The sequence below is a fragment of the Kitasatospora sp. NPDC087314 genome (genome assembly GCF_044744365.1).
Taxonomy (GTDB): domain Bacteria; phylum Actinomycetota; class Actinomycetes; order Streptomycetales; family Streptomycetaceae; genus Kitasatospora.
Genome location: NZ_JBIUYE010000010.1, coordinates 183,144 through 195,921, shown reverse-complemented (window position 1 = coordinate 195,921; position 12,778 = coordinate 183,144). Strand labels below are relative to the sequence as shown.

Sequence of the window (12,778 nt, the reverse complement as noted above, 5' to 3'; positions counted from 1 at the left end):
TCGGCTGGATAGTGAGGGGTCCCGGGAGGCGGCCCGGACGGCGACGGGATCGTCCTGAACGGCCGACTCCCACGGCGTCGACCAACCCGATCGGCCACGACCGCACGGACCTGGACGCCCTCGACGGTTCGGCGCTTCGACGCCGCGCCGCCTCGGCGCCCGATCGCCGGTCGAGGTGACGACCGGGCACCGACCCGCATCGCTGTTCGTGGTCTCGACTCGCCCCAAGGGAGGACACATGGTCGGCACAGCACATCCGAGCACCGGTGTGGAAGGCGTGGAGGGGGGAGTCGGCCTGACCGCCCTCCTGGTCGCCGCGGCCCGGGCGATCGAGACCCACCGCCACGACAGCCTGGCGCAGGACGTCTACGCGGAGCACTTCGTGCTCGCCGCTCCGGCGTCCGCGGCCTGGCCGGTCCGCATCCAGGAGGTGGCGGACGGGGACGCGGACCCGCTGTGGGGGCGGTTCGCGCGCTACTTCGGCCTGCGGACGAGGGTCCTCGACGACTTCCTCCTCCGGTCGGCGCACGCCGGAGCCCGCCAAGTGGTCCTGCTCGGCGCGGGGTTGGACACCCGGGCGTTCCGACTCGACTGGCCGCCCGGCTGCGTGGTGTTCGAGATCGACCGGGCGGGCGTGCTGGCGTTCAAGCACGGGGTGCTCGGCGGGCTGTCGGCCGCCCCGACGGCGGCGCGCGTACCGGTCCCGACCGATCTGCGCGCCGACTGGATCGAAGCGCTGACCGCCGCCGGCTTCGACACCGCCGCACCGAGCGTCTGGCTGGCCGAGGGCCTGATGTTCTACCTGCCCAGCGCCGTCGAGACGTCCCTCATCGACACGGTGGACCGGCTGAGCCCGGCGGGAAGCGCCCTGGCCTTCGAGGTCAAGCTCGACAAGGACCTGCTGGAGTACCGCGACAGCCCGCTCTACACCTCGACGAAGCAGCAGATCGGCATCGACCTGCTCAACCTGTTCGACCGGGAGCCGCGCCCCGACTCCGCGGGCGACCTCGTGGACCGGGGTTGGTCCACCTCGGTGCACACCCCCTTCGAGTTCACCCACCGGCACGGACGGGGCCCGCTGCCCGAGCCGAACGACGCGCTGGCGGGCAACCGGTGGGTGTTCGCGAACAAGCCCCTCGACGAGCCCGTTGACAAGCCTCTCGACGAGCCGCTCCCGTAACGCCGTTGTCAGCCGGCCCGGCGGCGGGGACGGAGCCTCCGTTCACCGCCCCGGCCCCTCCGGAACCAGGACGGGCTTGACCACCCGGCCCGCCTCGCAGTCCCGTTCCGCCTCGTTGATGTCGGCGAGCGGGTACGTGCGGATCAGCTGGTCGAAGGGGAACCGCCCGGCCCGCCACAGCCCGGTGAGCCGCGGGATCAGCAGCCCCGGCACCGCGTCCCCCTCGCAGATGTGGGAGATCCGCCGGCCCCGGTCCAGCGTCCCCGGTTCGAGCGCCAGCGCGGTGTGGAGCCGCGCGACCAGTCCGAGGTGGCCGGTCGGGCGCAGCGCCCGGAGTGCGTCGTTGATCAGCCGGGCGGAGCCCGTGGTGTCCAGCGCGTACTGCGCGCCGCCGCCGGTCCGCCGCCGGATGCGCCCGGGCAGGTCCGCCGAAGCGGCGTGCAGTGGGACCGCGCCGAACCGCTCGGCGAGGGCCAGGCGTTCGGGCTGCCGGTCGACGGCCACGGTCACCGCCCCGGCGGTGGTGGCCGCCAGCACCGCGGCCAGTCCCACCGCCCCCGCGCCGAAGACCGCGACGGTGTCGCCGGGGCCGACGCCGAAGGAGTTCAGGACGGCCCCGGCGCCGGTGAGGAAGCCGCAGCCGAGCGGTCCGAGCAGCTCGACGGGCAGGTCGGGGTCGACCCGGACGGCGTTGCGGGCGGCGACCATCGCGTACTCGGCGAACGAGGACTGTCCGAACCACCGGGGCGCCAGTGCGCCCCCGGCCGCGTCGGTGAACCGCGCGGCGTTCTCCTCGCGGCCTCCGAAGAGGTTGAGCGGGGCGAAGGTGTCGCAGTAGGCGGGGGCCGCGCCCAGGCAGTTCCGGCAGCGCCCACAGGAGTCGAAGCTCAGCACGACGTGGTCGCCGATGCTCAGGCCGGTGTCCGGGCCGCCCGCCTCCACCACGACCCCGGCCCCCTCGTGACCGAGCACCGCCGGCAGCGGCGAGCGGCCCGCCGAGCGCCGGACCGCGAGATCCGTCCGGCACATCCCGCAGCCCGCGATCCTGACCAGGACCTCGCCGTCGGCCGGCCCCGCGTCCAGGCGCACCTCCTCGACGGCGAACCGGCTCTCGTACGAACGCAGCACCGCCGCGGTGAATTTCACGGTCACGCCTCCTCCGGGCGGTGCACGACGAACGGACTGAGGTTCCCGTAGAGCCCCCACGGCCCGCCCGCGACGCCGACACCGCTCTCCTTGGTGCCCGCGAAGGGCTGGGCGAGGGACAGCTCGGCGTGGTGGTTGATCCACGCCGTCCCGCACTCCAGCCGGTCGGCCACCGCCTCGGCCCGGTCGAGGTCGCTGCCCCAGACCGAGCCGCCCAGCCCGAAACCGGTGTCGTTGGCCGCCTCGACGGCGTCGTCCAGGTCCTCGTAGGGCAGCACCGGCAGGACCGGTCCGAACTGTTCCTCCGTCACCACCGGGCTGTCGGGCGGGACGTCGACGAGGACCGTCGGGGCGAAGAAGTAGCCCGGCCGGTCCAGCCGGTGGCCGCCGGCCGCGGCCCGGGCGCCGTCCGCCAGGGCCCGGGCCGTGTACCGCTCGACCCGGGCCAGTTGGGGCCCGTTGTTGACCGGCCCCAGCTGGGTACCGGGATCGAGCCCGGCTCCGACGACGACGGACCTAGCGCGCTGGGCGAGGGCCTCCACCACCTGGGAGTAGAGCCGGGCCGGGGCGTAGACGCGCTTGACCGCCATGCAGACCTGACCGCAGTTGCGGAACGCCGCCCAGAACAGCCGGTCCGCGATCCGGTCCACCTCCACGTCCTCCAGCAGGATGGCGGCGTCGTTGCCGCCCAGCTCCAGGGTGACCCGGGCGAGCGAGGCCGCCGCGCCCTCCGCGACGGCCCGTCCGGTGGGGATCGAACCGGTGAAGGTCACATGGCGGATGCCCGGATGGGACACGAGGCGGGCACCGAGCGGTTCGCGACCGGTGACGATCGTCAGGACGCCCTCGGGGAGGGCGGCGGAGAGGACGGACCCCAGCAGCCGGGTGGCGAGGGGCGTGAACGGGGAGGGCTTGAGCACCATCGTGTTGCCCGCGGCGAGCGCCGGTGCGAACTTCGCCGCCGCGAGCTGGAGGGGGAAGTTCCACGGGACGATCGCGGCGACGGGCCCGAGCGGCCGCCAGCGGACCTCGCTGCGCACCGGCCGGCCGTCCGTGATCGGCCGGGGCCCGGGGTCCAGTGTGGCGAAGTAGCGCAGGCGGGCCGCCGTCCGGGCGACCTCCGCGGACGACTCGGCCAGGGGTTTGCCCTGTTCCCGGGTGAGCAGCGGAGCGAGGTCGGCCCCGGCCGCCTCCACGGCGTCGGCCGCCGCGAGCAGGGCGGTGGTGCGGGCGACGGGGTCGGCCCGCCAGCCGCACCAGGCCGCGCGGGCCCGGTCGACGACGGCGTCCACCTCGTCCGGCGACTGGTCGGGAGCCTCGTCGAAGGCCTCACCCGTGGCCGGATCGAGGACGGCGAGGCGACCCGCGCCGGCCAGCGGTGCGCGGCGGGGCTGACGTGTCGGCATGCCGGCGGTCAGCTCGCGGCGGCGGCGGCCGAGTGCTCCCGGGCGTGCCGGTCCATCTCCGCCCGGAAGGCGGCCACCAGGTGCGGCCGGATCCGTCCGGTGGTGCGGTCGCCGCCCTCGCAGACCGCCCCGCGCACGCCCACGATGTCGGTGCCGATGCGGGTCAGCTCGCCGAGGTCCGCCGCCTTGACGCTGCCCGCGAGGGCGGCGAGCAGGTCGGCCTCGTGGGCCAGCCGGACGAACTCCGCGCAGACGTCCGGCCGGACGTGGTCGAACAGCCGCGTCCCGTCCTTGATCGCGGTGTCGAGCATGGCCGCGTCGGCGCCGGAGCGGAGGGCGACGTCGGGCAGCGCGAGCGGGTTGATGCAGCCGATCCGGTGGGCGTCGGCGTAGCCCGAGGCGACGACGAAGGCGTCCGGCCGGTAGTCCTTCACCGCCCGGACGACCCCCCGCATCACGTCGACGGCCTGTTCGGGCGTCGTGCACCCGTAGAGGCCGACCTTGATGTACGTGGCCCCGGAGACGGCCGCGCCGAGCGCTGCCTGGGCCACCGTACCGGGCTTGTACGGCACGTCCCCCACGGTGGCGGACACCGGCTTGTCCGCCGGGACGGCGTCGCGGATCTCCCGGATGACCCACGGGAAGTTCGCGCCGAGCGAGCCCTCGTCGGGCTTCTTGACGTCGACGATGTCGAGGTGTTCCGCCGCCTTGGCGCAGTCGAGGGCCTCCTCGACGCTGTCCGGGGAGATGAGAAGCAACAACGTGGACTCCTTCCACCGCACGTCCGCCCGTGGCGGGCGGGCCTGCGGAGCCGTCTGGATCACGCGTGGTCCGCTCATCATCACCGCGGCCCGTGGCCGCTGGTAGGGCGCGCGCTGCCCGACCGGATCACTGCCACGGCGTGTCCGCACCCCGACGCGCCGTCCACACCAGTTCGAACCGACCGGACACCCGTGCCCGCCGCCGGCGGCCGCGGCGTCCCGCCCTCCTCAAGCGGCAGGTGACGGCCATTCGGTGCAGCCGGCTCCGCGCGTCGCGGGCCCGGCCCGGGCGGGCGCCTACCGTGGGCGGATGACCGATCGTCGGACCACGCGGCCCGCCGCAGGCCGGGCGGGCTACCTCGGAGCCGCCGGCGCCTTCGCCGTCGCCATGGCGGGGACCACCCTGCCCACCCCGCTGTACGGGCTGTACCAGGAGGAGATCGGCTTCTCCGAACTGATGGTGACGGTCGTGTTCGCGATCTACGCCGTCGGTGTGATCGGTGTCCTGCTGCTCGGCGGCAACGTCTCCGACTCCGTCGGACGCCGGCCCGTCCTGCTGTGCGGGCTGGTGCTCTCGGCCGCGAGCGCCGTCGCCTTCCTGGCCGAGGGCGGCCTGCCCCTGCTGTCCCTGGGCCGCCTGCTGTCCGGCCTGTCGGCGGGCCTGTTCACCGGCACCGCCACCGCGTACGTGCTGGAGCTCGCCCCGCCCGGGGAGCGGAGCCGGGCGGGCTTCGCCGCGACCGCCGCCAACATGGGCGGCCTGGGCTGCGGACCGCTGCTGTCGGGAGTGCTCGCCCGGTACGCGCCCGGCCCCCTGGTCCTGCCCTTCGTCGTGCACCTGGGGCTGCTCGCCGTGTCGTTCGCGGTGACCTGGTTCCTGCCGGAGACGGTCGCCGACGCCCGCCGGCTGCGCACCGCCCGGCCGCGCCTGCCGTCCCTGCCGCCGGAGGTCCGCGGGGTGTTCGTCCCGGCCGGGGTCGCCGCGTTCGCCGGCTTCTCCCTGCTGGGCGCGTTCACCGCGGTCAGCCCCGCCTTCCTCGCCAGGGTCCTGCACGTGCACGACACCGCCGTCGTCGGCCTCATCGTCTTCACGGCCTTCCTCGGTTCCACCCTCGGCCAGCTCCTGGTGCCCCGGCTGGGCACCGCACGGGCGATCCCGCTGGGCTGCCTGGTGCTCATCGCCGGGCTGGCCCTGATGGCCGCCTCGCTCGCCTCGACCACCCTGCCACCCCTGGTGCTCAGCGCCCTGATCGGCGGCGCGGGCCAGGGCATGGGCCTGCGCGGCGCGGTGGGCGAGGTCGCCGTCGCGGCTCCCGCCGAGCACCGCGGCGGCGTCCTCTCGGCGCTCTTCGTCGTCGCCTACCTCGGCATCTCGATCCCGGTCCTCGGGGTCGGGCTGCTCGCCGAACTGATCGGCCTGGCCGACGCCGGTCTGGTCGTCGCCGTGTGCATGGCCCTCCTGGCCGCCGCCTCCGGGGCGTACCTGCTGCGCCGGGCCGGCGCCACCACGTGAACCACCGCCCCTCCGGCGGCCGCTGCCGGGCGGGTCAAGCCGCCTGCGGGTGATCGGGTGAGTGGACCTAGCCGTGGCGCGCCGGGCCGAGTACCTCGTCGATGCTGCGCGGCTCCGTGCGCGGCTGCCGGTTGAGCTTGTGGCGCTCGATGGAGGAATGCCGGTAGACCTCCTTGCGGGCCCGCATGATGTTGCCCAGGGGTGCGTGCTCGGCGGTGACCCGCCAGGGCGTGAAGGACAGTGCATCCATCGCCTCGAGGTTTTCCGGGCCGGAGATGTCCTGCTGTGGTAGCCGCAGCTTGGCCACGGTGACGGATGGCGAGAGCTGCTCGGGCCACTCCACGGTGGTGTCCTCCACCGGCATGCGCTCCAGGTCGGTACAGAGCTGGACCTGGATGTCGAAGGAGTAGGGGCGTTCCTGCAGCTCGGCTTGCAGGGCCGGTCGGAAGACCTCCGCCGCGGAGGCCGGGTCGATGGCGCGCCGAACCACCGCAGCGGCGAAGCGCGGGTCGGGGGCGATGCGCACCTTTGCGATGTAGTCCCCGTGCCTGACCGCTCCCATGGTCCAGTAACTCGACAGCAGGACGTTGACCGGGGCGATCTTCGACAGCCGCACGAAGGCCAGGAACTCGTCCCACGCCCAGTCGTCCTGGTCCAGCGTTCCCTTTCCGGTCACGAAATCGGTGAAGAAACGATGTGCTCCGGGTCGGCCCCGGGAGAAGTAGGCCGGCGCGTTCAGGAACAATTCCTGGATGAACAGGTAGTGCTCGACCGTGTTGCAGAAGAAAACCGGCGCGTTGATGTTGGCGTAGTCGAAGGTGCCGGTGTCCGGTTCGTCCTCCAGCAGGGTCGGGCCGGCGATGTCGAAAATCTTCAGCGCCAGTCCGGTGGCGCTGCCCAGTCGCGCGTCGGCTCCGGCGTGAGGCGAACCGTTGGAGAAGCGGATGAGCGCGTCGTGGGTTCCCGGAGTCGCGTAGATGCCCTGGGCGTACTCGGGAGGAAGCCCGTCCAGGATCTCCACCTGCCCTCGGACCAGCCCGTAGCCCTTGGCATGGGCGTCGCGGAGGGCCCGGCCGGTGCCACCGGCGCTGACCGACTCGCTGATGTAGCTCTCGGTCCTTTCGATCACCGTCTGCAGGGTGCGGTCGAAATGCGGATCATCGTCTTCGACATCCGGCGTGTAGGGGACGAACTGTGCTGCCATGGCTTCGACCTCTCCTCGGAGCCTAGTGGGGTCTGAGGGGGCGGAAATCCGCCTCAGCCCTCCAGTTCCGCGAGCCAGCGCAGGGCGCGCAGACCCGGCACGAAGCAGTACTCACCGCCCCGGGTGACCACGAAGCTGGGCAGGTTCCGCAGACGACGCCGGACCGGCTTCTCCGGGATGGTGACGCTGCCGGTTCCGCCGTGATGCCCCGCTACCGGGTCCTGCTCGCCGGGGTAGCCGATGAAGTTGCCGTCGTTGACCCACTCGGCCTTGATGAACTCGAACTGCCGTTCCAGATGGGCCCCGAGGAAGACTCCGACCAGGCCCCGGTCGGCGCCGTCGTCCTCCAGCACGCCCTCGGGCAGCGGCGGGCCGTAGGTGGTGCCGCGGCGGATGAGGCGGTGCATCCGGGCATCGCCGATGATGGTGGCATCGCGGGGGTTGGTGCGCCGGATGTGCGCACCGGCGGGGCACCGGAAGCCACGATCATCGTTCTCCCGGTACAGGAAGTCGTTGACGCGGTGCGGATCGGCCGCCAGCTCCGGATCATCGCGCTCCGGCGTCAGCGCCAGTGGCGCCCCGCTGGGCCAGCGCCCGACCATCTTCGCCGCCAGGAGTGCCTCCTCCTCGGCGCTGGAGCTGTTCGCGCGCAGGTACCGGCGCCAGGCCGCCACGTTGGTGTGGACCTTGCGCACGGCCGCGTAGGTGCCATTGCGCCCCAGCACCTCGGGGCTGGGCATGGGCGGCAGATTGCCGGTTTCGTCGGGGTAGCCGAGGATGAACTCGCCGGCCTTGATGGGGGTTTCCCGCGGGTTGGAACCGGGCAGTCCGACGCCTTCGATGTTCGGATGGCTGATGCCGTCGCGGAAGCCGAAGGTGGTGCGCCCGGTCGGAAGTTGATGGACCTCCTGCTGCCAGATCACCTGGACACCGGGCGTGTCCTGGAAGGCGACCCGGGCCCGCTCCAGCTCCTGGTCCAACTGCGCCGCATCGGAGGAGAGGGCGCTCAACGCGATATGAACATCGCCCGTTCCGAACGGTGCCTCCCAGTGGGCCGGGCCGCTCTCGCCCACGTCACCGATCAGCTCCGCCCGAGCGGCCATGCCCTCACGAAACGCCCGCGGAAAGCTGTCCAGCGATTTCTGCGGCACCCCCAGGGCCCTCAGTCCCTGGTACGTGAACGCCACCGCCACCCAGGCGCCCTGGTCCGAGTCCACGTTGGGCAGACCACCCGAGGTCAACGGAAGCAGCCGCTGCAGCAGGGCACGCCCGGCGTGGCGGTCGTCGACGCGCAGGAAGACGAACTTTCCCTGGTACGGAACTGGCCGTGGACGCAGCGCGCCACTCTGGACGTCGTCGATCTCAACGCCCACGTCGGCTGCGCTGCCGCTGTCCGCCGTATTCATGTGTGCTTCTGCCTCCGTATCGGTCTCTGTATCGGTCTCTGTCCGGACAGCCCAGCCGCAGCCGGCCGACCACCGCCCGCGCGGGGCCAACGGTGTCGGGCCGGCTGTGAGGGTTGATCGTGTCCGGGTGCTAGGCCGCGGCTTCCTCCAGCAGCTTCTGGAAGGCAGGCGTCGCCAGCAGCTCCGCGTTGGCCGGGTTCTCCAGTGCCGCCCGGAACTCAGGGGTGTCCAGCACCGCCTGGAACGCCTCGTTCACGTGCTGGTCCTTCCAGATCTGCTGAACGGTCAGATCGGGATAGGAGCTGACGAAGACACCCGCGGGTTCCTGGTGAGCGACGAACCAGTCCTTCGCCCCTGGATCGCTGACGCCGGGGAACCCCTCGCTGTGTGCGAAGATCCTCTCGAAGTTCGCTCCGACCGCCGTCTTGCCGAAGTCGTCGATATAGGTGTCCCAGGAGCCGTCGAAGACGCTGGCGAACATGAACCGGGTGTCGTTGTCGAATATCACATGGCGTGCGTCGTGCAGGGTGCCGATCTGGCGCAACGCCGCACGGTTCCCCTCGTTGTCCGCCGTGTCGGCGATCTTGGCGAGATCCTCACGCAGCGCATCCGCATGGCCCGGCTTGATCTTGGTGAACACCGTGAACTCGCCACAGACCCCGTCTTTCCTGCCCGGACGCTCGGGTTGAGCCGACTGGGCTGCTCCTGCCGTTGCGGTCATCGTGAGATCCTCCTGCCACGGATCGGCGCGAGGGACGCCAGGCACCCGAAACGGGGCGCCATCGCCCTCACCCTCAATCCTGGCCGCCTACGCGCCGCCTCGCACGTCCGGCCCGAGGCGATGTGGTGACCGGGAGTGGCTTCGGGAGAGCGCTCCGAGAAGCTCCGGAGGACATATGCGGAACGGCGCAGGACCATGGAACGGGGAGCTGCGGATCCTCTCCACACGCCCCGGACACGTCCACGGCAGTCCCGTCGCGCCGCGTGCCGGCGGTCGGGGCACGCACTCCCCGCCGGCCTTGCTCGACTCGATCGCCACCCGACCCCTCAGCTGGAGGCACGCATGGGCAAAGTCCTCGGTGACGTGCTGGGGCTTGCGGCCGGTGTCGCGATCAGCCCGCTCCCGATCATCGCCATCATCCTCACCCTCGCCACGCCTCGGGGACGTCTCAACGGATCGCTCTTCGCCGTCGGCTGGATCCTGGGACTCTCCGCACTGGGCGCGGTGATGCTGGCGATCGCCTCCCCCGCAGGTGCCTCCGCCCACGACCACCCGGCCACCTGGGTGGGGGTTCTCAAGCTCGCTCTGGGCGTGCTTCTCGTCCTCTTCGGCGCCCGGCAGTGGCACCGGCGCCCGGTGGATCCCTCGCAAGCTCAGCTGCCGAAGTGGATGGGCGCGATCGACCGCCTCACGCCGGTCAAGGTGTTCGGACTCGGAACGGCCCTGGCCGCGCTCAACGCCAAGAACGCCCCGCTGACCATCGCCGCAGGTGCCGCGATCGGTTCAGCCGGACTACCGGTCGGGCAGCAGATCGCGTCGCTGGCAATCTTCGTCCTGATCGCCTCCCTCGGCCTGCTGGCCCCACTGGGAGTCTTCCTCCTCGGAGGAGAGCGAGCGAGAACCACGCTCGGCGGTTGGAAGGACTGGGCGGCCCGGCACAATGTCGCTGTGATGGCGGCCCTGTTCTTCGTTCTCGGGTTGAAGCTGCTCGGAGACGGCATCTCCGTCCTCACCTCCTGACACGCCTAGACCGGCAGCAGGCGGGCGATCAGTTCGGTGAGGCGGCGGGCGTTGCGGCAGGAGTGCATCTCGACGACGTCCGCGTAGGCGGGGGCGGCGGAGTCGCCGGTCGGCCAGAGGGCGGGCTGCTCGGGGTTGAGCCAGTAGACCCGCCGGGCGCGGCCGGAGATCCGGCGCAGCGCGTCCAGGTTCGGGTCGCGGTGGTTGTTGCGGGCGTCGCCGAGGATCAGCACGCTGGTGCGCGGGCCGACCGCGTCGAGGTGCCGCTCGGCGAACTCGCCCAGGGCGGAGCCGTAGTCGCTGTTGCCGTGGTGGCCCATCACCCTGGCCTCGGTGAGGATCCGGGCGGCGATCCGGGCCGGGTCGGCGCCGCCGCGCGACAGCAGGGCCGTCACCTCGGCGGTGCGGTTGACGAAGGCGAACACCCGCACCTTGCTGAACTGCTCGCTCATCGCCTGCACCAGCAGCATGGTGAAGTCGGCGAACCCGGCGACCGAGCCGGAGACGTCGCACAGCAGCACCAGTTCCGGCCGGGCCGGGCGGCGCCGCCGGTACGCCGGGCGCAGCGGTACCCCGCCGGTGGACAGCGAGCGGCGCAGAGTGCGGCGCAGGTCGATCTGCCCGCGTGCGGCGCGGCGGCGCCGGGTGGCCAGCCGGGTGGCCAGCTTGCGGGCCAACGGGTGGACGGTGCGGCGCAGTTCGGCCAGCTGGTCGCGTCCGGCGGCGAGGAAGTCGATCCGGTCGGCGGTGGGGGCGACGGCGCGCTCGGCGATCCGCTCGGCGCCGCGCAGCTCGGCGACCCGGCGGCGGGCCTCGGTGGTGACCCGGGCGCGGAATTCCTGGATGCGACGGCGGATCTCGTCGGCGAGCACCCGGTCGGAGAGGTCCGGTGCGCCGGCCTGCTCGCGCAGGGCGGCGAGGATCCGGGCGAGCAGCGTCTCGGGGGCGAGCCGGCCGAGGGCCTGGTGGGCCGACCAGCCGTCCGAGGTCGGCGTGTTGCCGGTGCCGTACCGGCCGAAGGCCTCCACCACCTCGCGGGCCAGCCGGGACTGGGCGGTCCGGTCGTCGGCCGCGAGGGCGGCGGCGAGGCGTTCGCGCAGGTCGTCGCGGAGCGGGTCGGGCCGGCCGAAGCGCGGTGGCGGGGAGTCGTCCGGGTTCCTGGGCGGGCTCCCGTCCGGGTGCTCGTCCGAGTGTTCGGCCGGGTGGGTGCGCAGGGCCTCGGGAGTGCCGACGCCGAGCGGGAAGAACAGGTCGAAGGTGGCGTCGAAGACGGCCCGTTGGCCGTCCGAGCGCAGCAGCGCGGCGGCCAGACCGGCCCGCATCTGCTCGCGGTCGGCGAGCCCGAGGACGTCGAGGACGGCCGCCGCGTCCACGGTCTCGGCCGGGCCGATCCGCAGGCCGTGCCCGCGCAGCGCGCGGACCAGGCCGGTGAGCCGGGTGGCGGTGTCGGCGGGTGGCGGGGCGGTGGTCATGCGACGGTGAGCTTCTGCGCGGCCTTCCGGATGTCGTCCTGGTGCTTGAGGATCACCCCGAGGGTGTCCTGGACGACCGCCTCGTCGAGGGTGTCCGCGCCGAGCGCGAGCAGGGTGCGGGCCCAGTCGATGGTCTCCGCGACGGACGGCGCCTTGCGCAGTTCCATCGCGCGCAGCGCGCCGACCACCCGGACCAGCGAGGCGGCCAGTGTGTCGTCCAGGCCGGGCACCTTGAGCCGGACGATCTGGCGCTCCAACTCGGCGTCCGGGTAGTCGAGGTGGAGGAAGAGGCAGCGGCGGCGCAGCGCCTCGGACAGCTCGCGGGTGGCGTTGGAGGTGAGCAGGACGAACGGCCGTCGGCTCGCGGTGATGGTGCCGAGCTCGGGCACGGTGACCTGGAAGTCGCTGAGCACCTCCAGCAGCAGCGCCTCCACCTCGACGTCGGCCTTGTCCATCTCGTCGATCAGCAGCACCGTGGGCTCGTCGCCGCGGATGGCGGTGAGCAGGGGGCGGGTGAGCAGGAACTCCTCGCCGAAGATGTCGGTGCGGGCCTGGTCCCAGCCCTCGTCGCGGCCGGCGGTGATCCGTAGCAGCTGCTTGGCGTGGTTCCACTCGTAGAGCGCGCGGGCCTCGTCGATGCCCTCGTAGCACTGCAGCCGGACCAGCCGGGCCCGGCCGACCGCGGCCACCGCCTTGGCGAGTTCGGTCTTGCCGACGCCGGCCGGGCCCTCGACCAGCAGCGGCTTGCCGAGCCGGTCGGCGAGGAAGACGGTGGTGGCGACGGCGGTGGAGGCCAGGTAGCCGGTGGCGGCCAGCTGGTCGGCGGTGTCCGCCACCGATGCGAAGAAGCCCGTGCCGTCGCCGTCGCCGCTGCCCATGCCCCGCCCCGTTCCTGTCGGCCGTGTCCGTGCGGCAGCACCCTACCCGCCGGTCACTTCGCTGTCGCGGG

At 72.8% G+C, this 12,778-nt stretch carries 11 protein-coding genes; 3 read left to right on the top strand and 8 right to left on the bottom strand.

Annotated features, from left to right (window positions below; translation table 11 throughout):
• The first annotated feature begins 238 nt into the window (after window positions 1-238).
• Window positions 239-1,180 carry a class I SAM-dependent methyltransferase gene (locus ACIO5E_RS22825; protein WP_400670694.1) on the top strand — a complete coding sequence of 314 codons (942 nt, stop codon included), beginning with the start codon at window positions 239-241 and terminating at the stop codon, window positions 1,178-1,180.
• 42 nt (window positions 1,181-1,222) lie between these two features.
• Here ACIO5E_RS22825 and ACIO5E_RS22820 read toward each other — a convergent pair whose 3' ends face one another.
• From ACIO5E_RS22820 to ACIO5E_RS22810, 3 genes are read right to left on the bottom strand one after another with little or no spacing between them, the layout of a single operon-like run.
• Window positions 1,223-2,326, bottom strand: a complete 1,104-nt coding sequence (locus tag ACIO5E_RS22820) for an NAD(P)-dependent alcohol dehydrogenase (protein WP_400670692.1) — start codon at window positions 2,324-2,326, stop codon at window positions 1,223-1,225.
• Between the two features lie 2 nt (window positions 2,327-2,328).
• Window positions 2,329-3,732 carry an aldehyde dehydrogenase family protein gene (locus ACIO5E_RS22815; RefSeq protein ID WP_400670690.1) on the bottom strand — a complete coding sequence of 468 codons (1,404 nt, stop codon included), beginning with the start codon at window positions 3,730-3,732 and terminating at the stop codon, window positions 2,329-2,331.
• 8 nt (window positions 3,733-3,740) lie between these two features.
• Window positions 3,741-4,493, bottom strand: coding sequence for a (5-formylfuran-3-yl)methyl phosphate synthase (locus ACIO5E_RS22810; protein ID WP_400670688.1), 753 nt, complete (start codon window positions 4,491-4,493; stop codon window positions 3,741-3,743).
• Window positions 4,494-4,803: 310 nt separating this feature from the next.
• Between ACIO5E_RS22810 and ACIO5E_RS22805 the strand changes: the two genes are divergently transcribed.
• Window positions 4,804-6,006, top strand: coding sequence for an MFS transporter (locus ACIO5E_RS22805; protein WP_400670686.1), 1,203 nt, complete (start codon window positions 4,804-4,806; stop codon window positions 6,004-6,006).
• A gap of 67 nt (window positions 6,007-6,073) precedes the next feature.
• Here ACIO5E_RS22805 and ACIO5E_RS22800 read toward each other — a convergent pair whose 3' ends face one another.
• The 3 genes from ACIO5E_RS22800 to ACIO5E_RS22790 are packed head-to-tail and all read right to left on the bottom strand — an operon-like array spanning window position 6,074 to window position 9,337.
• On the bottom strand, window positions 6,074-7,210 hold the full coding sequence (locus tag ACIO5E_RS22800; RefSeq protein ID WP_400670684.1) for a catalase family protein: 1,137 nt from the start codon (window positions 7,208-7,210) through the stop codon (window positions 6,074-6,076).
• A 53-nt stretch (window positions 7,211-7,263) separates the two neighbouring features.
• A complete protein-coding gene (locus ACIO5E_RS22795) occupies window positions 7,264-8,706 on the bottom strand; it encodes a Dyp-type peroxidase (RefSeq protein WP_400670683.1) in 1,443 nt (480 codons plus the stop codon).
• A 40-nt stretch (window positions 8,707-8,746) separates the two neighbouring features.
• Entirely contained in the window at window positions 8,747-9,337 is a 591-nt protein-coding gene (locus ACIO5E_RS22790; RefSeq protein ID WP_400670680.1) for a hypothetical protein, read from the bottom strand.
• A gap of 342 nt (window positions 9,338-9,679) precedes the next feature.
• Here ACIO5E_RS22790 and ACIO5E_RS22785 point away from each other — a divergent pair, with 342 nt between their 5' ends.
• Window positions 9,680-10,357, top strand: a complete 678-nt coding sequence (locus ACIO5E_RS22785; RefSeq protein ID WP_400670678.1) for a GAP family protein — start codon at window positions 9,680-9,682, stop codon at window positions 10,355-10,357.
• 5 nt (window positions 10,358-10,362) lie between these two features.
• Here ACIO5E_RS22785 and ACIO5E_RS22780 read toward each other — a convergent pair whose 3' ends face one another.
• Window positions 10,363-11,829: a VWA domain-containing protein gene (locus tag ACIO5E_RS22780; protein ID WP_400670675.1), complete on the bottom strand. Its 1,467-nt coding sequence runs from the start codon at window positions 11,827-11,829 to the stop codon at window positions 10,363-10,365.
• Window positions 11,826-12,707: an AAA family ATPase gene (locus tag ACIO5E_RS22775; protein ID WP_400670672.1), complete on the bottom strand. Its 882-nt coding sequence runs from the start codon at window positions 12,705-12,707 to the stop codon at window positions 11,826-11,828. Before ACIO5E_RS22775 ends, ACIO5E_RS22780 begins: the two co-directional genes overlap by 4 nt.
• Window positions 12,708-12,778 lie beyond the last annotated feature (71 nt).